Below are 21990 nucleotides of genomic sequence, written 5' to 3'. Positions count from 1 at the left end.
TATCTCCCTCCCCATTCTGGTACGCCCCTTGCTGAAAACTGATCAGACCCGCTGGACCACGAGCCGCCGATGACCGCCTTCGAGACCTCCCTGGATGCCACTCCGCCGACGGATTCCGGCCATCGCTTCGATGCGGGGCGCCGCTGGGAGTCCTCCCTGGATCTGGGCTTCGCCTCCCGCCATGCGGTGACCCGCCTGGTTCATGCCCGCCATCAAGGCCCACTGCGGGTGCAGCGGCCCTTCTACCCGGAGGGCCCGCAGGGCACCTGCCACCTCTACCTGCTCCACCCGCCGGGTGGCCTGGTCAGCGGCGACGCCCTGAGCATCGATGTCGGCGTCGAGAGCGGCGCCCGGGCGCTGCTGACCACGCCCGCCGCCAACAAGCTCTATCGCGCCGACAGCCACGGCGTGGCCTGGCGGCAGCAGGCGCACCTGCGGGTGGAGGAGGGTGCCACCCTCGAGTGGCTGCCTCAGGAGACCATCGCCTTCGACGGGGCCCGGGGCGAGCAGCGGACCACCATCGAGCTGGCCGGCAGCGCCCGCTGCCTGGGCTGGGAGGTCATGGCCCTGGGGCGTCCGGCAAGCCGGCTGCCCTATGCCTCGGGTCGCATCGAGCAGTGCTTCCGACTCACTCGCGACGGCAAGCCGTTGTGGCTCGAGCGCCAGCCGCTGGACCCCGCCCACCCGCGCTTCACGGGGCGCTGGGGGCAGGGCGGTGCCAGCGTACAGGCGACCCTCTGGGCGGTGGGGCTCGATGACGAGGGCGAGGCCATCGAGGCACTGCGTGAAGCGCTTCCCACCTCGACTCGCTGGGCGGTGACCGTGCGCCACGGCGTGCTGCTGCTGCGCTACCTGGGCCAGGAGTGCCGCGAGGCCTGGGCGCTCTGCGAGGCCGCCTGGCGGGTGCTTCGCCCCCGGCTGCTGGGCCTTCCGGCCCAGGTGCCGCGTATCTGGCTGACCTGACCACTCACCTTCGACGGAGACCACGCCATGGAACTGACCCCCAGAGACAAGGACAAGCTGCTGCTGTTCATGGCGGCCCAGCTGGCCGAGCGCCGCCGCGCCCGGGGCCTGAAGCTCAACTACCCCGAGGCGGTGGCGCTGATCAGCTTCGAGATCCTCGAGGGGGCCCGGGACGGCCGCACGGTGGCCGAGCTGATGAGCGCCGGCCGCGAGATCCTGACCCGCGACGACGTCATGGAGGGGGTGGCAGAGCTGGTCGACGAGGTACAGGTGGAGGCCACCTTCCCGGATGGGACCAAGCTGGTCACCGTTCATGGTCCGATTGTCTGAGGAGCTTGCGATGATTCCTGGCGAATACCAGCTGAAGGAGGGCGAGATCGCGCTCTGCGAGGGGCGTGATCGCCTGACCCTCGAGGTCGCCAACACCGGCGACCGGCCGATCCAGGTCGGCTCCCACTACCACTTCGCCGAGGCCAACCCGGCGCTCACCTTCGATCGCGACCGGGCGCGGGGGCATCGCCTCGATGTGGCCGCCGGCACCGCGATCCGCTTCGAGCCGGGCCAGACCCGCGAGGTCACGTTGATTCCCTATGCCGGCCGTCGCCATGTCTATGGCTTCCGGGGCGAGGTGATGGGTGCGCTGGAAGGCAAGGGAGACGCGTCATGAAGTCGGTCAACAAGATCAGTCGTCAGGCCTATGCCGACATGTACGGCCCCACGGTGGGCGACCGGGTGCGCCTCGGCGATACCGCGCTGTGGATCGAGGTGGAGCGGGACGCCACCCACTATGGCGAGGAGGTGAAGTTCGGCGGCGGCAAGGTGATCCGCGACGGCATGGGCCAGAGCCAGCGCCATGACGACAGCGTCATGGATACCGTGATCACCAACGCCCTGATCCTCGACTGGTGGGGCATCGTCAAGGCCGACGTGGGCATCCAGGCCGGGCGGATCGCCGCCATCGGCAAGGCCGGTAATCCCGACACCCAGCCCGACGTTGCGATCGTCATCGGCCCCGGCACCGAGGTGATCGCCGGTGAAGGCAGGATCCTCACCGCCGGTGGCATCGATGCCCATATCCACTTCATCTGCCCCCAGCAGGTGGAGGAGGCGCTGATGAGCGGCATCACCACCATGCTGGGCGGCGGCACCGGGCCGGCCACCGGCACCAACGCCACCACCTGCACCCCGGGGGAGTGGCACCTGGGCAAGATGCTCCAGGCGGTGGACGACCTGCCCATGAACATCGGCTTCCTGGGCAAGGGCAACGCCAGCCTGCCCGAGGCCCTGGAGGCGCAGCTCGAGGCCGGCGCCATGGGCCTCAAGCTCCACGAGGACTGGGGCACCACTCCGGCGTCCATCGACAACTGCCTCGCCGTGGCCGAGCGCTACGACGTCCAGATCGCCATCCACACCGACACACTCAACGAGTCGGGCTTCGTGGAGGACACCCTGGCCGCGTTCAAGGAGCGCTGCATTCACACCTACCACACCGAGGGGGCCGGGGGCGGCCATGCGCCGGATATCCTCACCGCCTGCTCGAAGCCCTATGTGCTGCCGTCCTCCACCAATCCGACGCGGCCCTACACGGTCAACACCATCGACGAGCATCTGGACATGCTGATGGTGTGCCACCATCTGGACCCCAACATCCCCGAGGATGTGGCCTTCGCCGACTCGCGCATCCGCCGCGAGACCATTGCCGCCGAGGACATCCTCCAGGACCTGGGGGTGATCTCGATGATCGCCTCGGATTCGCAGGCCATGGGTCGCGTCGGTGAGGTGATCTGCCGCACCTGGCAGACCGCTCACAAGATGAAGGTGCAGCGGGGGCTGCTGCCCGAGGACGAGGCCCTCGGCGCCGACAACTTCCGGGCGAAACGCTATATCGCCAAGGTCACCATCAACCCGGCCATCACCCACGGGATCGGTCACGAGGTGGGCTCCATCGAGGTGGGCAAGCTCGCCGACCTGGTGCTCTGGAAGCCGGCCTTCTTCGGCGTCAAGCCGGCGCTGATCCTCAAGGCGGGGATGATCGCCGCCGCCCCCATGGGCGACCCTAACGCCTCGATCCCCACCCCCCAGCCGGTGCACTACCGGCCGATGTTCGGGGCCTTCGGCCGCGCCGCCAGCCAGACCCGCCTGACCTTCGTCAGCCAGGCGGCCCTGGACGCCGGCATCAAGGAGCGGCTGGGACTCGCCAGCGAGCTTTCCGCCTGCCGCAACGTGCGCGGAGTGAGGAAGGGCGACATGAAGCTCAACGACGCCTGCCCCGCGCTCAGCGTCGACCCCCAGACCTACGAGGTGCACTGCGACGGGGAGCTCTTGACCTGCGAGCCCGCCACCGAGCTGCCCCTGGCCCAGCGCTACCACCTGTTCTGAGCCGCAGGCCATGACAACCGAGGCGAGCGGCGCCGGATCAGCCGCAAAAGACACCAGAGGCGATGCCAATGCTGACACTGACCGAACGCCTGGGCCCCATCGAGGCAGACCGGGCCACCGACACCCTGACGCTGCCTTATGAGCTACGTATTCGCGGCCGCCTCAAGGCGACGAGCGACGCCGGCCGCGACCTCGGCCTCTTCCTGGACCGCGGCCCGGTGCTGCGCGACGGCGAGGGGCTGCGCGCCGAGAGCGGCGAGGTGGTGCGCATCCGTGCCGCCGCGGAGCCGGTGGTCACCGCCCGCATCGCCGCCGGCCTGCCCCTGGCGCGGCTCGCCTACCACCTGGGCAACCGCCATGTGCAGCTGTCGCTGGGCGAGGACGAGGAAGGTGGGTACGTGCGCTTTCCGCCGGACCATGTGCTGGAGGAGCTGGCCGAACGGCTCGGCGCGCGGCTGGAGCACCACCAGGCCCGATTCGACCCGGAGCCCGGCGCCTACCAGCAGCTGGGCGGGCACGGCCACTCGCACGGCCATGGACATGGCCATTCACATAGCCACGACCACCGCCACTCCCATGCCCATGGCCACGCGCATGAGCACTGAGCCCGACGACCTGGCCCTGCTCGGGTTGCTGCAGTGGGTCAGCCCCGCGCTGCCCATCGGCGCCTTCGCCTTCTCCCAGGGGCTGGAGAGCGCCTTCGAGCTGGGCTGGGTGACCGACGAGGTGAGCCTCGGCGACTGGCTGGAAGGCGTGCTCGAGGATGGCCTGACCCGCTGCGAGCTGCCGGCGCTGGCGCGCCTGCATGCCGCCTGGTCGGAAGGCGACGGCGAGGCCCTGGCCGAGTGGGACGCCTGGCTTGCCGCCAACCGCGAGACGGCGGAGCTCGCCGCCGAGGATGCGCGCCTCGGGGCATCGCTGACGCGTCTGCTGGGCAGCCTCGCGCTGCTGCCCCCGGATCGCTCAGGCGATCTGCCGGCGCTGCCGGAGGGGGCGGGCTATGTGACGGTGTTTGCCTGGGCAGCCCGGGTGCGCGGCATTCCCGTGCGCCAGGCGCTGCTCGGCTTCGCCTGGGCCTGGCTGGAGAACCAGCTGGCCGTCGCCTGCAAGGCGCTGCCCCTGGGCCACACCGCCGCCCAGCGCCTCGTCGAGCAGCTTCGCCCGGCGCTGGTCGCCGCGGTGGATGAGGCCCTCACTCTCGATGACGACGCCCTCGGCCCGGCGCTGCACGGCCTGGCGCTGGCCAGCGCCCTGCACGAGACCCAGTATTCGCGCCTGTTCAGAAGCTGACGTGTTCAGAAGTGAACAATGTACAACCAGGAGATACGACCATGACCCATTGCCTGCGTGTCGGCGTCGGCGGCCCGGTGGGCTCCGGCAAGACGGCGCTGCTCAAGCAGCTCTGCCTTGCCCTGCGCGACCACTACGATATCGCCGTGGTCACCAACGACATCTACACCCGCGAGGACGCCGACTTCCTGCTGCGCCACGAGGCGCTGGCCGCCGACCGCATCCTCGGCGTGGAGACCGGCGGCTGCCCCCACACGGCGATCCGCGAGGACGCCTCCATGAACCTCGCCGCCATCGACGAGCTCCAGGCGCGCCACCCGGGCCTGGAGCTGGTGCTGGTGGAGTCCGGCGGCGACAACCTCTCGGCCACCTTCAGCCCCGAGCTCTCGGACCTCACCCTCTACGTGATCGACGTCTCCGCCGGCGACAAGATCCCCCGCAAGGGCGGGCCGGGCATCACCAAGTCGGACCTCTTGATCATCAACAAGATCGACATCGCCGAGCAGGTGCATGCCTCGCTCGAGGTGATGGAGCGCGACTCGAAGACCATGCGCGGCGAGCGCCCCTTCGTCTTCACCAACCTCTACGACGGCGTCGGGCTCGAGACCATCATCCGGTTCATCCTCGAGCGCGGCATGCTGCCGGAGCGCCGGCCGCCGGAGCGCCGGCCACCGACAGACGCCCCGTCCGAATCCCGGGCCACTGCCTGAGCCCCTTTCCCCCGACTGCCATCATCCAGGAGATCGCCCCATGAAAACATCCTCGACCCCTCGCGTATCGGCAGCGGCTCGCGCTGTCGTGACCGTGCCTCTGCTGCTGACAGCGGGAGCGGCCATGGCTCACCCCGGCCACGACGCCCCCGCGGTGCATGCCCATACCGGCAGCCCGGTGATGCTGGCGGTGCTGGCGATCTCGCTGCTCGGCCTGGTGGCGCTGGTGCCCCTGGCGCGCCTGGTGCGGCGGCGCCGTAAGCCGCGCCTGAGCCGCTGACGCCAGCCGCCTTCCCGTCCCAAGCGCCCGGCCTCGGCCGGGCGCGCTGCGTTTCGGCTCGCCAGGCGCTATGCTGCCCTTCCGACGCCGCGGACCACGGCGATCGTTCACGGCAGGGAGTGGGCCCGCATGGGACAGAGAGTGCAGGGGAGGCGACGCATGTGGCCATGGATCGTGACGCTGCTGCTGGTGGCCTGGGTCGCCATGGGCGCCTGGCAGCGCTACAAGCCGCTGCCGGAGGGGGTGGGGCGGGCCTGGCCGGAGCGTCCCGCCGGCGAGGTGCGCTTCCTGGCCGACGAGTCCTGGTTCGACGCCGAGGGCGAGCGCCACCTGGACCAGGCCATCTTCGACGAGGTGCTGGCGCTGGTGGGGCAGGCCCGGCGCCTGGTGGTGCTGGACATGTTCCTCTTCAACGACTTCGCCGGGGGCAGCGAGGGCGACGACTTCCGGCCGCTCTCCACGGAGCTGACCGACGCCCTGGTCGAGCAGAAACGGCGCCATCCCGGCCTCGAGGCGGTGGTGATCACCGACCCGCTCAACACCCTCTACGGGGGCCTCGAGCTCGACCACCTGGAGGCCCTGCGCCGGGCCGGCATCACCGTGGTGCTGACCGACCTCAACCGGCTGCGTGCCTCCAACCCGCTATGGTCGGGCGTCTGGCACCTGGGGCCGCGCTGGCTCGGCAACAGCGCCCGGGCGGGCTGGCTGCCCAACGCCCTGGGGCCCGGGCAGGTCTCGCTGCGCAGCTACCTGGCGCTGCTCAACTTCAATGCCAACCATCGCAAGACCCTGGTGGTGGATCGTGGCGACGGCTGGGCGGGGCTGGTGACCTCGGCCAACCCCCACGACGCCAGCAGCCTCCATGGCAACGTGGCGCTGCGCTTCGAGGGGGCGGCGGCGCTGGACCTGCTGGCCTCCGAGCGGGCGGTGGCCGGCTGGTCGGGCGTGGCGCTGCCGGCACCGGCGCAGCGGGATGCCACCGCCGATGACGACGCTTCGCGCCTGCAGTTGCTCACCGAGAGCGCCATCCGCGATGCCCTGCTGGCTGCCATCGACGCCAGCGGCGAGGGCGACCGGCTGGACCTGGCGGTGTTCTATCTCGCCCATCGCCAGGTGATCGAGGCGCTCCAGGCGGCCAGCGGACGAGGGGTGAGGGTGCGTGCGCTGCTCGATCCCAACCGCGATGCCTTCGGCCTGGAGAAGGGCGGCATTCCCAACCGGCCGGTGGCCCGCGAGCTCGTCGCGGCCGGCATCGAGGTGCGCTGGTGTGCCACCCGCGGCGAGCAGTGCCACAGCAAGCTGATGCTGCGCCGTCCCGCCGACGGCGGGGAGGCCGAGCTGCTCCTCGGCTCGGCCAACTTCACCCGGCGCAACCTCGACGACCTCAACCTGGAGACCAGCGTGCGCCTGGCCGGCCCCTTGGACGCGCCGGCGATCCAGGATGCCGCGGCGTTCTTCGAGCGGCGCTGGCAGAGCTCCCCCGAGCGCACCACCAGCGAACCCTTCGCGGCCTTCGATGACGCCACCCCCTGGCAGCGGCTGCGCTACCGGATCATGGAGGCCACCGGGCTCTCCACCTTCTGAGGGCGCGCCTTGACAGCGCCCCGGCCGCCGGCCAGCTTGGAAGGGCCGATTCGACAAGGAGAACGGGCATGGACAAGCTGCTGCTGGCCGTGAAGCTGATCATCACGGCTCTGGTGCTGATCCTCTTCGTGCAGAACATCGCCGTGGTGGAGGTGCGCTTCCTGACCTGGAGCCTGTCGCTGCCCCTGGCCCTGCTGCTGGTGGTGATCTACCTGCTGGGGATGGTCAGCGGCAGGAGCCTGATGGGCCTGGTGCGCAGGCTGGGCCGCCGTGGCGAAGGGCACGAGAAGCGCCCCTGAGACGCCTCCCGGGGTCAATCGACGTGCGTCACCGCCTGGCGGCGCGGGTCGACGTGCCAGGCCAGGCCGAGCCGCGCATTGCGCTCCAGTTCGGCGATCACCTGGGCGCCCAGCAGCAGGATGATGGCGCCCACCTCCAGGCTCAGCAGCACCACGATCAGGGTGGCCAGCGACCCGTAGACGGCATTGACGAAGGAGATGTTGGCGAAGTAGTAGACCAGCAGCAGGCGCACCCCCTCCCACAGCAGGGCGGCCACCAGGCCGCCGACGATCGCCCGCCGCAGCGCGACCTTCACCACCGGCAGCACCTTGTAGATGGCGCTGAACAGCAGGAAGACCCCGAGGAAGCTGGTCAGGTTGAGCGCGGTCTCCGAGAATCCGGCCAGCGGCAGCTCGCGGTCGAACAGTGCCAGCCACAGGGCATTGAGCGAACTGGCCAGGGTCACCAGCAGGGTCAGCGCCATCAGCCCCGCCCCCAGCACCAGCATGAAGGCGTAGGGCATCAGCACCGAGACCCAGGCGCTGCGGCCGTGGGGATGGGTGTCCGGGGCATGGAAGATGATCGCCAGGGCGTCCTCCAGCATGCGGAAGGCGAAGGAGCTGAACAGCAGCAGCACCGGAAAGCCGAGGATGCCGATCACCTCGCGGGAGTCCAGCAGCGCTCGTACCGCCTCCAGCAGCACTTCGGCATGGGCCGGCGCCAGGTGGCGCGCCTGGACCGACAGCACGCCGAGCAGGTGGGCCTCGTCCACCACCCGGGCCAGCAGCACCACCAGCAGCGCGAACAGCGGCACGATGGAGAGCAGGATGTTGTAGCCCACGCCGCCGGCCAGCAGGATGCCGCGGTTGCGCAGGAAGGCCGTGATCACCCGCCACAGGAAGCGTCCCACCCGCGGCAGAAGAGTCAAGAACGCTTGGCGCGATAGCATTCGGCGGGCGAGTTTCATGGCAGGGCCTTTCATGAATATCGTTCATGATAGTCTTCAGGCATCGATAAGGGTCAAGCGAAGCAGGGCCACATAGCCCGTGCGACTGGCATCGAGTGAGCAGCGTGTGGAGGGGAGGGAGTCAGAGTCTGTGCAGTTGAATCAGCGATTTTTGGGGAGGCGGTTGGGCTTGATACTATCTGTCATGGAGACTTCAACCGCTTGACCATGATGACAAAGGATATGCCATGCGAACAGCAGCCAGGCCCGGCGGTGAGCTCCATCGGCTTAATGCCCTGTATGAGTTCCAGATACTCGACACTCCTTCGGATCCTGGCTTCGATCGCCTGACGGCACTGGCCAGCGACCTCTTCGATGTGCCCATCGCCCTGATCTCCCTGGTGGATGAGCATCGTCAGTGGTTCAAGTCACACCATGGTCTCGGGCCTCGCGAAACCTCGCGGGATATTTCCTTCTGTGCCCACGCGGTGGCCAACGACAGGACCCTGGTAGTTGAGGATGCCTTGCAGGATCACCGCTTCTGCGACAACCCCCTGGTGACGGCTCCTCCCCATATTCGCTTCTATGCCGGTCAGCTGCTCCGGCCAGATGGCCGTCACGCCCTGGGTACCCTATGCCTGCTGGATCCCAGGCCCCGCACTTTTTCCGCCGATGATCAGCGGCGGCTATCCCTGCTGGCATCCCAGGCCGAGGAGCTGCTCCGTGAACACCAGTTACGAGTGCAGCTGTTTGAGCAGAAACGCGTATTGGCCAGTACGTCCCAGCGGCTGGCTGCGCTGCTGCGGGCGATTCCCGATGCCCTCTATGTGGTGGATGCTTCAGGGGGTGTGGCACGTCTGGACGGTGACCTTCCGGTGAGCGAAGCCTTTGCCGATGCGCTCAGGAAACAGCGCGCCCCCTCTGACAGGGCCTCCGATGTTCGCACCTTTTCCTGGCAGGAGGCGGACGTCATCTTCGAGGTACGACTCCTGCCAACCCAGGATGGCGAGCACCTCGCCATCGCCCGTGACGTCACCGAGCGGCGCCAGGTAGAGCGGATGAAGGCCGAGTTCGTCTCCACGGTCAGCCACGAACTGCGCACCCCCCTGACGGCGATTCGCGGCGCGCTGGGCATGCTGGCCCAGGGCATGGCCGGTGCGCTGCCCGGCGACGCCCGCTCGCTGGTGACGGTGGCCGACCGGAACGGCGAGCGGCTGGCGCGGCTGATCGATGACATCCTCGACATGGAGAAGCTCGAGGCCGGGCAGCTGGTCATGCAGCCCAGGCGGGTCTCACTGTTCGAGCTGGTGCAGCAGGCGATCGCCGACAACGCCCCCTTTGCCGAGAGCTTCTCCGTCGAGCTCGCGCTGGCGGGGCCGCTGCCGGAGGCGGAGCGGATCAGCGTCGATCCCGAACGCTTCGCCCAGGTGATGGCCAACCTGATCTCCAATGCCATCAAGCATTCGCCGGCAGGCGGGGAGGTCACCGTGGCGGTGACGCCCGACGTCCGGGCCGGGCGCGAGGGGCTCGAGGTGTCGGTGGTCGACCGGGGGCAGGGGATCCCCCTGGCGTTCCAGCCACGGGTCTTCGAGCGCTTCGCCCAGGCCGACGGATCGGACCGTCGCCGAACCGGTGGCACCGGGCTGGGCCTGGCCATCACCCGACGCCTGGTCGAGCTGATGGAGGGCGAGATCGATTTCGTCTCCGTGCCTGGGGAGGGAACCCGGTTTCGCGTATGGTGGCCCCGTTGGCAACCGCCATTCGAGTCGATCAAGGAGGAGACACCATGAGCGATTCCGACCGCCAGCCGAGCATCCTGATGGTGGAGGACGAGGAGGATATCGCCTTCCTGATCCGCTTCCTGCTCGAGCGACATGGCTTCACGGTCCGGCATGCGGCCGATGGTCGCCAGGCGCTTGAGGCGCTGGACCAGGAGACCCCGCCCGACCTGGTGCTGCTGGACGTCATGCTGCCCTACCATGACGGCCTGGAAGTGGTCGAGCAGCTGCGCCAGCGGCCCGCCTGGCAGGCGGTGCCGGTGCTGATGCTCACCGCCAAGGCCCGCGAGGCGGACGTGGTGCGCGCCCTGGAGCTGGGCGCGGATGACTACGTGACCAAGCCCTTTCAGCCGGATGAGCTGCTGGCGCGCCTGCGCCGTTTGATGAGGAGGCGTTGATGCCAGGGAGTGTGATGACTCGATCCGACCGGCGGCTGGCCGGCCTCGCCTGCCTGCTGATGGGCCTCGGCCTGGTGGTGGCCCAGCCCGCGGCGGCCGAGCCGCGGCGGCTCGAGGTGGAGCTGTCCCAGCGTTTCGACCAGCTGGATAGTGGCTTCTCTAACTGGCAGGGACAGCGTCTCGAGTTACAGTCCACGCGCCCGGATGCCCCCACCTGGTACGGCGCCGCGACCCGCGACCGTCGCTATGGCGAACGCGATGAAGGCGTGGAGCTGGGCGCCGCGCTGCCCCTCGATGCCGACTGGGTGCTCCAGCCCGAGGCGGGGCGCACCTTCGGTGCCGACTTCCTGCCGCGCTGGTATGCCGACCTGAGGCTCCAGCGGCGGCTGCCCCATGGCCTGGTGGGGGCGCTGAGCCTGCGTCGCACCGAGTATGAGGCCTCGCGGGTCGACCGGCTGGCCCTGGGGATGGAGCGCTACTGGGGCCCCTGGCGCGCCGGCTATACCCTCAATGTCAGCGATGTCTCCTCTGCGGGCACCCCGGTGGGCCATGCCCTGGCGCTGGACCACTACTACGGCGAGCGCAGCGTCATCGGTCTGCGTGCCAGCCTGGGCCGTGAGGAGGAGGGGCTGCCGGGCGGTGAGGTGGTCACCTCCGAGGTGACCGCCGTCGCCCTGCGCGGCCGACACTGGTGGCGCCCCGATTGGGCGCTGAGCTGGGAGGTCGGCACCCTGAGCCAGGGCGATCTCTACGACCGTCACGGGGTCCAGCTCGGTATACGCCATGCCTTCTGAGTGGCTGCCCCTCGGTCTGACCTGGCTCGAGTGGGTCCGGGGCGTCGCCAGCCTGCCGGAGGACCCGGTGCTGCGCCTCGCCGTCTACTCCGCCATGTCGCTGGGCGGCCTGACCCTGCTGATCATGGTCCAGGTGCTGGTGGTCTCCGAACTGGCTGCCCGGCGCGAGCGGCGCCAGGTCGCCTTCGTGGCCGAATGGCGGCCGCGCCTGGTGGGCTGGACCCTGGCCGAGGAGGCGCCGGCGACGGCCCCGCCCCTTCGCCGTCGCGAGATGCTGTGGTTCCTGCTGCTCTGGACGCGGCTTCATCGCCAGCTGCGCGGTGTGGCCCGGGAGCGGTTGAACACCCTGTTCTTCTCCATGGACATGACCGGCGCGGTACTCGCGATGCTCGACTCGCGCCGGACGCACCGACGGCTGGTGGGCCTGGCCTGCCTGGGTCACCTGGCCAGCGACCGCTTCTGGTCGGACGTCTCGCCGCTGCTGGAGGCCCGTAACCCCCTGGTGGCCCTGGCCGCCGCCCAGGCCCTGGTGGCCATGGACGCCCGGCGCGCCATGGCCCGGCTGGTGCCGCTGGTGGCCCGGCGTCGCGACCTGGCCATGCCGCGCCTGCAGGCGCTGTGCCGCCAGGCGGGACCCGCCGCGGTGACGCCGCCGCTGCTGGAGGGGCTCGACGCCGCTGCCCCGGCACACCGGGAGCGCCTGGCGGCCCTGCTGGGCACCGCCGACCCGGCCCGGGTGGCGCCCTGGGTGCGGCGCTGCCTGGCGGAAGGCGGCGAGAGCGAGGCACTCCACTGCGCGGCGCTGGCCTGCCTGGGGGAGCTCGGGGATCCCCGGGATCACGCCCTGCTGAGCGACGCCCTCCACGTCGATGCACCACGGGTACGCTTCGCCGCCCTCAAGGCGCTGCGGCGACAGGCCCGTCGCGATGACGAGGCGCTGCTGACACCGCACCTCGGGGACCGGGACTGGTGGGTGCGCCAGGCGGCGGCGGACTCCCTGGTCGCGCTGCCCGGCATCACCCGGGAGCGTCTCGAGGCGCTGCTGGAGGCCTGCGGCGACCGCTACGGACGCGACGCCCTGCGGCGCGCCATGGCCGAGGGGGCGCGCCCATGAGCCTTCTCGAGGGCGTGCTGGCCATCGACTGGGCCTGGTGGGCCCAGGTGGGCTTCATCGGCTACTTCCTGCTGCTCAACGGCGGCTACCTGCTGCTCAACCTGCTCTCCATGGTCAGCCTGCGCCGCTACATGCGGCTGCGTGCCGAGCTGGGCGCCGAGGCCCCCTACCTGGGCATCGAGCCCTCGGTGTCGCTGCTGGTACCCGCCTACAACGAGGCGGCGACGATCCGCACCTCCGTGCTCTCGCTGCTGCAGTTGCAGTACCCGGACTATGAGGTGGTGGTCATCAACGACGGCTCGAAGGACGAGACCCTCGAGGTGCTGCGCGAGGCCTTCGACCTCGAGGCGCATCCGGAGCCGCTGCGGCTCGGCGTCCCCCACCAGGAGGTCCTTGGCCTCTACCGCTCGCGGCGCCACGCCAACCTGCGGGTGATCGACAAGCGCAACGGCGGCAAGGCCGATGCCCTCAATGCCGGCATCAACGCCGCCCGCCACGGGCTCTTCTGCGCCGTGGATGCCGACTCCATCCTGCAGCGCGACAGCCTGCTGCGGGTGGTCCAGCCCTTCCTCGAGGATGAGCGCACCGTGGCGGCCGGCGGCACCGTGCGGATCGCCAACGGCTCCCGGGTCCAGGGCGGCTTCCTGCTGGAGGCAGGCATCCCGAAGAGCCTGCTGGCGCGCTTCCAGATCGTCGAGTACCTGCGCGCCTTCCTGTTCGGTCGCCTCGGCTGGTCGCCGATGAACGCCGTGCTGATCATCTCCGGGGCCTTCGGTCTCTTCGACCGCGAACGGGTGATCGCGGTGGGCGGCTACAGCACCGCCACCGTGGGCGAGGACATGGAGCTGGTGGTCAGGCTGCATCGCTATCACCGCGAGAAGCGGCTGCCCTATCGCATCCGCTACCTGCCCGACCCGATCTGCTGGACCGAGGCGCCGGAGGACCTGGCCACCCTGGGCAAGCAGCGCAGCCGCTGGCAGCGCGGCCTGGCCGAGAGCCTGAGCCGCCATGCACGTCTGGCGGCAAGCCCCAGGGGCGGAGCGGCGGGGCACCTGGCCTGGCCCTTCATGACGCTCTTCGAGTGGCTCGGGCCCCTGGTGGAGCTGGCCGGCTACCTCTTCATGATCTGGGGCTTCGCCTTCGGGGTGGTGTCGCCGGCGGCGCTGACCGCCTTCCTGCTGGTGGCCATCGGCATGGGCATCCTGCTGTCGGTCAACGGCCTGCTGCTGGAGACCCTGTCGTTCCGTGTCTATCGCCGCCGCCGCGACATGCTCCGCCTGTTCCTGGTGGCGATCCTCGAGAACTTCGGCTATCGCCAGCTCAACACCCTGTGGCGCTGCCGCGGCATGTGGCAGTGGTTCGCCCGGCGCAAGCACCAGTGGGGTGCCATGAAGCGCTCGGGCCAGTGGGGGCAGTGATCACCCGCGCTCTTCGCCCAGCAGCGTCGCCACCAGGGCATTGAGCTCCTGCTGGAAGGCGCCGCCGGGGGAGGGTGGGGTGGGGTCCGCGGTGATCGCTACGGTCAGCGCCCGGGCGGGGATCACGAAGAGCGCCTGGCCGCCGAAGCCGCGGCCGTAGTAGACGCGCTCGCCGGCGAGCTCGGTGACGAACCAGCCATAGCCGTAGCCGTCGCCGGTCCAGGGCGAGGTGCCCCGCGGCTGCCAGGAGGCCTCGACCCAGCCCTCGGGCAGCACGCGCCGGTCGTCGATGACCCCGCCCAGCCGATAGAGCTCGCCGATCCGCACCAGCGCCCGGGGCGAGAGCCGCATGTCGTTGCCGCCGAAGTAGACGCCCTGGGGGTCCCGGGGCCAGGCGGGGATGGTGATGCCCAGTGGCTCCCCCAGCAGCCGCCGAGCCAGGGCCAGGGTGCTCTCGCCGCCGGCGCGGGTCAGCGCCGCCGAGAGCAGGTGGCTCGAGCCCGTGGAGTAGAGCATGCGCCCGCCCGGCTCGTCGACGAAGGGGCGTGAGAGGGCGTCACGCACCCAGTCGGCGCTGGCCACCCAGCTCCCGTAGTTGGCGCCGGAGGTGCGCTGAAGCCCGGCCTGCAGCGACAGCAGGTGGCCGACGGTGATCTCCCGGACCCGCGGGTCGGCCCCGGCCGGTACCCGGTCGCCGAGCAGGTCGGCCACCGACCGGTCGGGGGAGTCGATCACCCCGGCTTCGATGGCGGCGCCGACCAGCGCCGCCAGCACGGTCTTGGAGAGCGACTTGATGTTGGTCGGCCGATCGACTCCGGGGCCGCCGTAGGCGCGCTCGAAGCGGATCTCGCCCTGCTCGGCCACCACCACCGCATGCAGCCGGTCGAGGCCCGCGGCCTGGGCGTCGAGGCGCTCCAGAGCGGCCGGGTCGAGGGGCAGGGGTGACGTCTCGGCGGCCTGCGCATGGCATGCCGCGGCGACAGCCAGCATAATGAGCCCCCCCAGCAGGGGGCGAAGGGGATTCAAGAGATGCAGGTTCGGCATCGGGACTCCTTGTCCACTCCAGTGGGTTGTTCGCTCGGGCCGGCGAGCGCCTGATATTCGAGGCGCCGGCGGCGGCCGGGTTCCCCCCTCTTTTTCCATAGCCAGCGAGAGACCATGGCCAAGTTCGAAACGATCGGCACCGCCAGCATTCCCGGCAAGGGCACCGAGCTGCGCCTGCTGCAGCGCAACGACGAGTTCTCGATTCGCATCGTCGGGGCACCCGGCGAGCTGATGAACACCCGCCTGCACGGCTCCGAGGATGCCCTGGCCGAGCTGGCCTGCCAGCGGGTCGCCGATCGGCCCGGGGTCCGGGTGCTGGTCGGTGGCCTGGGCATGGGCTTCACCCTCGCCGCGGCGCTGGCCGCCCTGGGCGAGGATGCCGAGGTGGTGGTCGCCGAACTGGTGCCGGGCGTGGTGGAGTGGAACCGGGGGCCGCTGGGCGCCGCCGCCGGCTATCCGCTGAACGACCCGCGCACCCGGGTCAGCGTGGGCGACGTGGGCGAGCTGCTGCGCCGCGAGCCCGGTGGCTTCGACGCCATCATGCTCGACGTGGACAACGGCCCCGAGGGGCTGACCCGCCGCGAGAACGACTGGCTCTACTCCCCCAAGGGGCTGGCCGCCGCCCAGGAGGCGCTGCGCCCCGACGGCGTGCTGGCGGTGTGGTCGGCCGGCCAGGACCCGGCCTTCACCGAGCGGCTGCGCCGGGTCGGCTTCCTGGTCGAGACGGTCACGGTGCGGGCCCACCGGCCCGGCAAGGGCGCCAGGCACTGCATCTGGCTGGCCGGCTGAGGGGCCGCCCGCGGCGACCGGCGCACGCGTCAGCGCTGGCGCCTGACCCCGATGTTCCACTTTCTTCACAAGGCAGACAGCATGCTGGAACTCTCCCGCCAGGTGGTCATCCCCGACCACGAGATCGAGATGCAGGCGGTCCGCGCCCAGGGCGCCGGCGGCCAGAACGTCAACAAGGTGTCCTCGGCGATCCATCTGCGCTTCGATATCCGCGCCTCCAGCCTGCCCGAGGGCTTCAAGGAGAAGCTGCTGGCGCTGGGCGACCGGCGGATCAGCCAGGACGGGGTGGTGATCATCAAGGCCCAGAACCATCGCACCCAGGAGCGCAACCGGGCCGAGGCGCTGGCGCGGCTCAAGGCGCTGATCAAGGGTGTGATGTACGCGCCGAAGAAGCGGGTTCCCACCCGGCCGAGCAAGGGCGCCAAGCGCCGCCGGCTGGAGAGCAAGAAGAAGCGTGGCCAGCACAAGGCGCTGCGCGGGAAGGTGGACCTGTGAGCGACACCGAGCGCCTTTCCCGGCGCCTCGCCCGCCAGCTGGGCTGCTCCCGCCGCGAGGCGGAGCGCTACATCGCCGGCGGCTGGGTGCGCGTCGATGGCCGGACCGTGGAGACGCCGCAGTTCCGGGTCGCCGACCAGCGCGTCGAGCTGGCGTCGGGGGCGCGCGCCGAGGAGATCCCGCCGTGTACCTTGCTCTACCACGCCGAGGCGGGGCTGTCGGCGGAAGCGGCGCTGTCGCGCCTGGCCGCCGACACCCACTGGCTCGAGGACCCGGACGATCGGCGCCTCCTCCAGGCCCATTTTCGCGGCCAGGCCGTGAAGCTGCCGCTGGAGCGGGGCGAGGCGGGACTGCTGGTGCTGACCCAGGACCGGCGGGTGGCCAGGCGCCTGGACGAGGACCGTGCCCGGCTCGAGCAGGAGTGGCTGGTGGAGGTGGCCGGCAGCCTGGACGACGCCCAGCTGGCGAGACTGCGTGAAGGCACGGCGGTCCCCGGTCGGCGCCTGGCGCCCGGCAAGGTGAGCTGGCAGAGCGAGCAGCGCCTGCGCTTCGCCCTGAAGGGGATGGTGCCGGGCCAGCTGTCGGCGATGTGCGAGGCGCTGGGGCTGGAGGTGATCTCGGTCAAGCGGCTGCGGATCGGTGGGGTCTCCCTGGCGCGGGTGCCGCCCGGGCAGTGGCGCTACCTGCGGGCCGACGAGCGGTTCTGAGGCGCGGCCGGGGAGCGGGAGCCCGCCTTTCCCTCCCCGTTGGCGCTATGTATGCTGGTCGAGGATGCACCTGCGCCGTGCGGCTCCTGCCGGTCGGCACCGTACCCCCGCCTGAACCAGAGAGGACAAGCCCCCATGTCGGAAACCTCGCAGACTTCACCGTTCAAGGACAATCGGGTCAAGGGACTGGCCGCCGTGGCCGCCGTCGCCGTGATCTGGGCGATCGTTGCCCAGTCCGGCTCGAGCAGCCAGAAGGAAGCGCGGGAGGCCGCCGAGGCCGAGCTCGCCGCGCTGGAGTCACGCAACCAGGCGCTGGTCAGCCAGCTGGACGAGCGCGACGAGGCCGGCCAGGAGATCGAGGCCCTGGAGGCGCAGCTGGCCGAGCTCGAGACGCAGCAGGAGGCGGCCCGCGGCGAGCTCGAGGGGCTCCAGTCCCAGGTCGAGGAGACCGGCGCCGAGCTCGAGGAGCGGCGCGAGTCCCGCTCTGCCCTGGAGGCGCGCATCGAGGCCCTGCAGGGCGAGCAGGCCGAGGCCGAAGCGGCCCTGGCGGCACTGCAGGAGGAGCACGACGCCGTGGCCGAGGCGCGCCAGGAGGCCGAACAGGCCCGCCAGGACGCCGAGGCCGCTCGCCAGGATGCCGAGCAGGCCCGCCAGGCGGCCGAGCAGGAGCGCCAGGACGCCGAGGCGGCTCGCCAGGAGGCCGAGGCCGCCCGCGAGCAGGCCGAGTCCGACCTGGCCGCGCTCAACGAGGAGATCGCCACCGCCGAGGGCCGTCTCGAGACACTCGGCAGCGAGATCGACGAGCGCCAGGCGCAGCGTGATGCCCTGGAGAGCGACATCGAGGCGCTGGAGATCTGGCGTGACGAGGTCGAGGCGGAGGTCGACGCGGCCCGCCAGACCCGCGAGGAGGTCCAGGCCGAGGTCCAGGAGGCCCGCGCCGAGCGCGATGACCTGATGATCGCCATCGGTATCGGCCGCGACGAGGTGGCCACCATCGAGGGCGAGGTCGAGCGTCGCGAGAACCAGCTCGAGCGGCTCGAGGCCCAGCTGGCCAGCTGGCGCAGCGAACTGGCCGATCTCGAGGCCAGCGTTACCGCCGAGCAGGACCAGGGCGCCGATCAGGATGAGAGCGCCGAGGAGGGCGACGGGCAGTAATCAGCGCCCGGACACCTCAGTGACGACGGCGGGCTTCGGCCCGCCGTCGTCGTGTCTGGCACCCCGTGCCGGCGATGGCCATGGCGCGTATACTGGGCTGACACCGCATCGTCAGGATGCGCCCGCAGGACAAGCGAAGGAGCAGGATGTGATCGAAGGGGTCAAGCATATCGTCGCCGTGGCATCCGGCAAGGGCGGGGTGGGCAAGTCCACCGTGACCGTCAACCTGGCGCTGGCCATGGCCGCCGAGGGGTACCGGGTGGGCATCCTGGATGCCGATATCTACGGTCCCAGCCAGGCCCAGATGCTCGGCGTGGGCGAGGGGGTACGCCCTCAGGCGGCCGGCGAGAACCGCTTCCTGCCGCTCGAGGCCCACGGCCTGCAGGCCATGTCCATGGCCTTCATGGTCGACGTCCGCGAACCCATGGTGTGGCGGGGGCCCATGGTGGCCGGCGCCTTCCAGCAGCTGCTGACCCAGACCGCCTGGGAGGACCTGGACGTGCTGTTCATCGACATGCCGCCGGGCACCGGCGACATCCAGCTCACCCTGGCCCAGAAGGTGCCGGTGGACGGGGCGGTGATCGTGACCACGCCCCAGGACATCGCGCTGCTGGACGCCCGCAAGGGCATCGAGATGTTCCGCAAGGTCAACGTGCCGGTGCTGGGGGTGGTGGAGAACATGAGCCTGCATGTCTGCTCCCAGTGCGGCCATGCCGAGCCGATCTTCGGCGAGGGCGGCGGCGAGCGCATCGCCACCGAGTACGAGACCCGGGTGCTGGGCCGCCTGCCGCTGACCCTGGCCATTCGCGAGCAGGCCGACGGCGGGCGTCCCACGGTGGTCGCCGAGCCCGACGGCGAGGTGACCGCGACCTTCCGCGAGATGGCCCGGCAGGTGGCCGAGCAGCTCGAGGGCCAGGCCGCCGACTCGGGGCCGAGCATCTCCTTCAGCGACTGAGGTCGCCGGTCGCCCGACCGTGACGCTCGGCGCCGGGGCCGCTATCATGGCGGCCCCGGCTCGTGCAGCCCTTCACCCCAGACTCCAGCAGGACACTCCCCCGATGAGCATCAAATCCGACAAGTGGATCCGCCGCATGGCCGAGCGGGAAGGCATGATCGAGCCCTTCGAGGCCGACCAGATACGCTATGTGAACGATCGTCGGGTGATCTCCTACGGCACCTCAAGCTACGGCTACGACGTGCGCTGCGCCGACGAGTTCAAGGTGTTCACCAACATCCACTCCGCGGTGGTGGACCCCAAGGCCTTCGACGAGAAGAGCTTCGTCGACATCAAGGGCGACGTCTGCGTGATCCCGCCCAACTCCTTCGCCCTGGCCCGCACCGTGGAGTATTTCCGCATCCCGCGCAGCGTGCTGACCATCTGCCTGGGCAAGTCCACCTATGCGCGCTGCGGCATCATCGTCAACGTGACGCCGCTGGAGCCGGAGTGGGAAGGGCACGTGACCCTGGAGTTCTCCAACACCACCAACCTGCCGGCCAAGATCTACGCCAACGAGGGCGTGGCCCAGATGCTGTTCCTGGAGTCCGACGAGGTGTGCGACATCTCCTACAAGGACCGCGGCGGGAAGTACATGGGGCAGCGCGGGGTGACATTGCCGAGGACATAAGGGACTTGGCCAGCGTCAAGCGACAAGGAGCAAGCTTCAAGGAAACCCCTGGCTTGCTCCTTTCGTGTGGATCTTCGCACTTTGGCGTGATTCAGGTTGTAGGAGGGATGCTTTGCATCGCGACGGGAGGCCGAAGGACTCCCCAGGTGAAGCCACCAGGATTGGCAAACCGCCAGGGCGCCTGGCGGCGCCAGTCGCGAGGCGGAGCCTCCCTCCTACCATGATGTCGCCACCCAATGGTGGTTACGACACCTATCAGACAGCTTCACGCGAATGTGCGATGAACCTTTCGTTTGAGCGTAGGCTGTACATGTCGCTTGTCGCTTGTCGCTTGTCGCTTGTCGCTGTCAGTCCTCGTCCAGCTCCTCGGCGGCATCGGCGTGGGACATGCGCAGGCCGTGGGGCGGCAGCGGCATGCCGTCGAAGGTGGCGCCCTCGCTGCCGAACTGCAGGCGACCCTCCAGGCACCACTTCACCGCGATGGGGTAGATCAGGTGCTCGCGGGCGTGCACCTTCTCCTTCAGCGTCGCCTCGGTCTCGCCCTCGGCAACCTCGACCACCGCCTGCATCACCACCGGCCCGCCGTCGAGCTCCTCGGTGACGAAATGCACGCTGCAGCCGTGCTCGGCCACGCCGTCGGCCAGGGCGCGGGCGTGGGTGTTCAGCCCCTGGTAGTCCGGCAGCAGCGACGGGTGGATGTTGAGCATGCGGCCCAGGAAGCGCTGCACGAAGCGGGGCGTCAGGATGCGCATGAAACCGGCCAGCACGATCAGGTCGGGCTCGTGGCGCTCGATCACCTTGATCAGGGCGCCGTCGTAGGCCTCGCGGCTGTCGTACTCGCGGTGCGGCAGCACAACGGCATCGATGCCGGCCTCCCGGGCGCGCTGCAGGCCGTAGGCGTCGGGCTCGTTGGAGACCACTGCGACGATCTCGCCGCCCAGCTCGTCATGGGCCTGGGCATCGATCAGCGCCTGCAGGTTGCTGCCGTTGCCGGAGATCAGCACCACCACCCGCCGGGTCTCGCCGGGCTCCGGGGTGATCTCCCTGAGGGTGTCGCTCTGGTAACGGGTGTCGGTCATGCCGGCAGGTTCTCCAGCTGGACCTGCTCCCCGTCACCCGGGCGGGCGATGATCTCGCCGATGCGATGGACCGTCTCGCCCTGGGCCTGCAGGTGGGCGCGGGCCTGGTCGGCCTTCTCGGCCGGGACCACGACCACCATGCCGATGCCGCAGTTGAGCACGCGGTGCATCTCGTGCTCGTCGACGTTGCCCTGCTGCTGCAGCCAGTCGAACACCGCCGGGCGCTTCCAGCTGGCCACGTCGACCCGGGCGGCGAGCCCCTCGGGCAGCACCCGGGGCAGGTTCTCGGTGAGGCCGCCGCCGGTGATGTGCGACAGCGCGTGGACCGGCACGCCGCTCTCGCGGATCAGCGACAGCAGCGGCTTGACGTAGATCCGGGTCGGGGCCATCAGGGCGTCGGCCAGGGGCACGCCGTCGATGGCGGTCGCGAGGTCGGCCCCGCTCACCTCGAGGATCTTGCGGATCAGCGAATAGCCGTTGGAGTGGGGCCCGGAGGAGGCGATACCCAGCAGCACGTCGCCCTCGGCCACCTGGCTGCCGTCGAGGATCTCGGCCTTCTCCACCACGCCGACGCAGAAGCCGGCCAGGTCATAGTCGCTGCCCTCGTACATGCCGGGCATCTCGGCGGTCTCGCCGCCCACCAGGGCGCAGCCGGCCTGCTCGCAGCCCTCGCCGATGCCGGTGACCACATCGGCGGCGATGTCCACGTCGAGCTTCCCCGTGGCATAGTAGTCGAGGAACAGCAGCGGCTCGGCGCCGGCGACCACCAGATCGTTGACGCACATCGCCACCAGGTCGATGCCGATGGTGTCGTGGCGGCCGAGGTCCATGGCCAGGCGCAGCTTGGTGCCTACGCCGTCGGTACCGGAGACCAGCACCGGCTCCCGGTAGCCGCTCGGCAGCTGGCACAGCGCGCCGAAGCCACCCAGACCGCCCAGCACCTCGGGGCGAGCGGTGCGCTTGGCGACGCCCTTGATACGGTCGACCAGGGCATTGCCGGCATCGATGTCGACGCCGGCATCCTTGTAGCTGAGCGAGGGGCGGGAGGAGGGGGAATCGGTCATCTCGGGTCCTGTCGATAGGTCGTCGGCATGGGATCGGCGCGCTCGGGCGGGCCGACGGGCGGTGGGCAAGATTCGGGTGCAGGATTGTAGCATCAAGAC

The 21990-nt window shown here is 70.2% G+C and carries 25 protein-coding genes; 21 read left to right on the top strand and 4 right to left on the bottom strand.

The window, feature by feature from the left end:
* Positions 1-69: 69 nt before the first annotated feature.
* The 10 genes from BDK63_RS09905 (at position 70) to BDK63_RS09860 (ending at position 7505) form a co-directional block, all read left to right on the top strand.
* Complete coding sequence (locus BDK63_RS09905) at positions 70-963, top strand: urease accessory protein UreD (protein ID WP_183331400.1); 894 nt, start codon at positions 70-72, stop codon at positions 961-963.
* Between the two features lie 27 nt (positions 964-990).
* Positions 991-1293: an urease subunit gamma gene (locus BDK63_RS09900; RefSeq protein ID WP_183331398.1), complete on the top strand. Its 303-nt coding sequence runs from the start codon at positions 991-993 to the stop codon at positions 1291-1293.
* A 10-nt stretch (positions 1294-1303) separates the two neighbouring features.
* Positions 1304-1630 (top strand): urease subunit beta, encoded by a 327-nt coding sequence (locus BDK63_RS09895; protein ID WP_183331396.1) that lies wholly within the window; start codon positions 1304-1306, stop codon positions 1628-1630.
* Entirely contained in the window at positions 1627-3342 is a 1716-nt protein-coding gene (gene ureC / locus BDK63_RS09890; RefSeq protein WP_183331395.1) for an urease subunit alpha, read from the top strand. The genes BDK63_RS09895 and ureC overlap by 4 nt, the downstream gene beginning before the upstream one ends.
* Before the next feature lie 68 nt (positions 3343-3410).
* Entirely contained in the window at positions 3411-3947 is a 537-nt protein-coding gene (gene ureE, locus BDK63_RS09885) for an urease accessory protein UreE (protein ID WP_183331393.1), read from the top strand.
* Positions 3937-4632, top strand: a complete 696-nt coding sequence (locus tag BDK63_RS09880) for an urease accessory protein UreF (RefSeq protein WP_183331391.1) — start codon at positions 3937-3939, stop codon at positions 4630-4632. The genes ureE and BDK63_RS09880 overlap by 11 nt, the downstream gene beginning before the upstream one ends.
* Before the next feature lie 41 nt (positions 4633-4673).
* The gene (gene ureG, locus BDK63_RS09875; protein WP_183331389.1) at positions 4674-5342 is read left to right on the top strand and encodes an urease accessory protein UreG; all 669 of its coding nucleotides are present in this window, start codon (positions 4674-4676) and stop codon (positions 5340-5342) included.
* Positions 5343-5466: 124 nt separating this feature from the next.
* Positions 5467-5622 (top strand): hypothetical protein, encoded by a 156-nt coding sequence (locus tag BDK63_RS09870; protein ID WP_183331387.1) that lies wholly within the window; start codon positions 5467-5469, stop codon positions 5620-5622.
* Between the two features lie 159 nt (positions 5623-5781).
* Positions 5782-7206, top strand: a complete 1425-nt coding sequence (locus tag BDK63_RS09865; RefSeq protein ID WP_183331385.1) for a phospholipase D family protein — start codon at positions 5782-5784, stop codon at positions 7204-7206.
* Between the two features lie 68 nt (positions 7207-7274).
* Positions 7275-7505: a lipopolysaccharide assembly protein LapA domain-containing protein gene (locus BDK63_RS09860; RefSeq protein ID WP_183331383.1), complete on the top strand. Its 231-nt coding sequence runs from the start codon at positions 7275-7277 to the stop codon at positions 7503-7505.
* A 14-nt stretch (positions 7506-7519) separates the two neighbouring features.
* Here the strand turns inward: BDK63_RS09860 and BDK63_RS09855 are convergent, their stop codons facing one another.
* Positions 7520-8434 (bottom strand): YihY/virulence factor BrkB family protein, encoded by a 915-nt coding sequence (locus tag BDK63_RS09855; RefSeq protein WP_183331469.1) that lies wholly within the window; start codon positions 8432-8434, stop codon positions 7520-7522.
* A 245-nt stretch (positions 8435-8679) separates the two neighbouring features.
* Between BDK63_RS09855 and BDK63_RS09850 the strand changes: the two genes are divergently transcribed.
* Genes BDK63_RS09850 through BDK63_RS09830 form a run of 5 tightly spaced genes read left to right on the top strand, consistent with a single transcriptional unit; the run spans position 8680 to position 13933 of the window.
* The gene (locus tag BDK63_RS09850) at positions 8680-10221 is read left to right on the top strand and encodes a GAF domain-containing sensor histidine kinase (protein WP_183331382.1); all 1542 of its coding nucleotides are present in this window, start codon (positions 8680-8682) and stop codon (positions 10219-10221) included.
* A complete protein-coding gene (locus tag BDK63_RS09845) occupies positions 10218-10607 on the top strand; it encodes a response regulator (protein WP_183331380.1) in 390 nt (129 codons plus the stop codon). The genes BDK63_RS09850 and BDK63_RS09845 overlap by 4 nt, the downstream gene beginning before the upstream one ends.
* 14 nt (positions 10608-10621) lie before the next feature.
* On the top strand, positions 10622-11401 hold the full coding sequence (locus BDK63_RS09840; protein WP_221202578.1) for a YaiO family outer membrane beta-barrel protein: 780 nt from the start codon (positions 10622-10624) through the stop codon (positions 11399-11401).
* Positions 11391-12515 (top strand): HEAT repeat domain-containing protein, encoded by a 1125-nt coding sequence (locus BDK63_RS09835; RefSeq protein ID WP_221202577.1) that lies wholly within the window; start codon positions 11391-11393, stop codon positions 12513-12515. Before BDK63_RS09840 ends, BDK63_RS09835 begins: the two co-directional genes overlap by 11 nt.
* Entirely contained in the window at positions 12512-13933 is a 1422-nt protein-coding gene (locus tag BDK63_RS09830; RefSeq protein ID WP_221202576.1) for a glycosyltransferase family 2 protein, read from the top strand. The genes BDK63_RS09835 and BDK63_RS09830 overlap by 4 nt, the downstream gene beginning before the upstream one ends.
* On the opposite strand, the gene BDK63_RS09825 is transcribed toward BDK63_RS09830, so the two are convergent.
* The gene (locus BDK63_RS09825; protein WP_246386013.1) at positions 13934-14977 is read right to left on the bottom strand and encodes a serine hydrolase domain-containing protein; all 1044 of its coding nucleotides are present in this window, start codon (positions 14975-14977) and stop codon (positions 13934-13936) included.
* A gap of 114 nt (positions 14978-15091) precedes the next feature.
* Between BDK63_RS09825 and BDK63_RS09820 the strand changes: the two genes are divergently transcribed.
* The 6 genes from BDK63_RS09820 (at position 15092) to dcd (ending at position 19748) form a co-directional block, all read left to right on the top strand.
* Positions 15092-15766, top strand: a complete 675-nt coding sequence (locus BDK63_RS09820) for a polyamine aminopropyltransferase (RefSeq protein WP_183331375.1) — start codon at positions 15092-15094, stop codon at positions 15764-15766.
* Positions 15767-15847: 81 nt separating this feature from the next.
* A complete protein-coding gene (arfB, locus tag BDK63_RS09815) occupies positions 15848-16261 on the top strand; it encodes an alternative ribosome rescue aminoacyl-tRNA hydrolase ArfB (protein ID WP_183331373.1) in 414 nt (137 codons plus the stop codon).
* On the top strand, positions 16258-16968 hold the full coding sequence (locus tag BDK63_RS18660; RefSeq protein ID WP_183331371.1) for an RNA pseudouridine synthase: 711 nt from the start codon (positions 16258-16260) through the stop codon (positions 16966-16968). Before arfB ends, BDK63_RS18660 begins: the two co-directional genes overlap by 4 nt.
* Positions 16969-17103: 135 nt before the next feature.
* The gene (locus BDK63_RS09805; protein ID WP_183331369.1) at positions 17104-18123 is read left to right on the top strand and encodes a coiled-coil domain-containing protein; all 1020 of its coding nucleotides are present in this window, start codon (positions 17104-17106) and stop codon (positions 18121-18123) included.
* Positions 18092-19078 (top strand): iron-sulfur cluster carrier protein ApbC, encoded by a 987-nt coding sequence (apbC, locus tag BDK63_RS09800; protein WP_281379266.1) that lies wholly within the window; start codon positions 18092-18094, stop codon positions 19076-19078. The genes BDK63_RS09805 and apbC overlap by 32 nt, the downstream gene beginning before the upstream one ends.
* Positions 19079-19181: 103 nt before the next feature.
* Positions 19182-19748, top strand: a complete 567-nt coding sequence (dcd, locus tag BDK63_RS09795; RefSeq protein ID WP_183331367.1) for a dCTP deaminase — start codon at positions 19182-19184, stop codon at positions 19746-19748.
* A 347-nt stretch (positions 19749-20095) separates the two neighbouring features.
* Here dcd and purN read toward each other — a convergent pair whose 3' ends face one another.
* Together purN and purM are read right to left on the bottom strand one after the other, a co-directional pair.
* Positions 20096-20827 carry a phosphoribosylglycinamide formyltransferase gene (purN, locus tag BDK63_RS09790; protein ID WP_183331365.1) on the bottom strand — a complete coding sequence of 244 codons (732 nt, stop codon included), beginning with the start codon at positions 20825-20827 and terminating at the stop codon, positions 20096-20098.
* The gene (purM, locus tag BDK63_RS09785; protein ID WP_183331363.1) at positions 20824-21891 is read right to left on the bottom strand and encodes a phosphoribosylformylglycinamidine cyclo-ligase; all 1068 of its coding nucleotides are present in this window, start codon (positions 21889-21891) and stop codon (positions 20824-20826) included. The genes purN and purM overlap by 4 nt, the downstream gene beginning before the upstream one ends.
* Positions 21892-21990: the final 99 nt, after the last annotated feature.

The sequence above is a fragment of the Halomonas campaniensis genome, from assembly GCF_014193375.1.
GTDB lineage: Bacteria > Pseudomonadota > Gammaproteobacteria > Pseudomonadales > Halomonadaceae > Halomonas > Halomonas campaniensis.
Note: the sequence above shows the minus strand (reverse complement) of the source record. Positions and strands in the feature narration are given on the sequence as shown.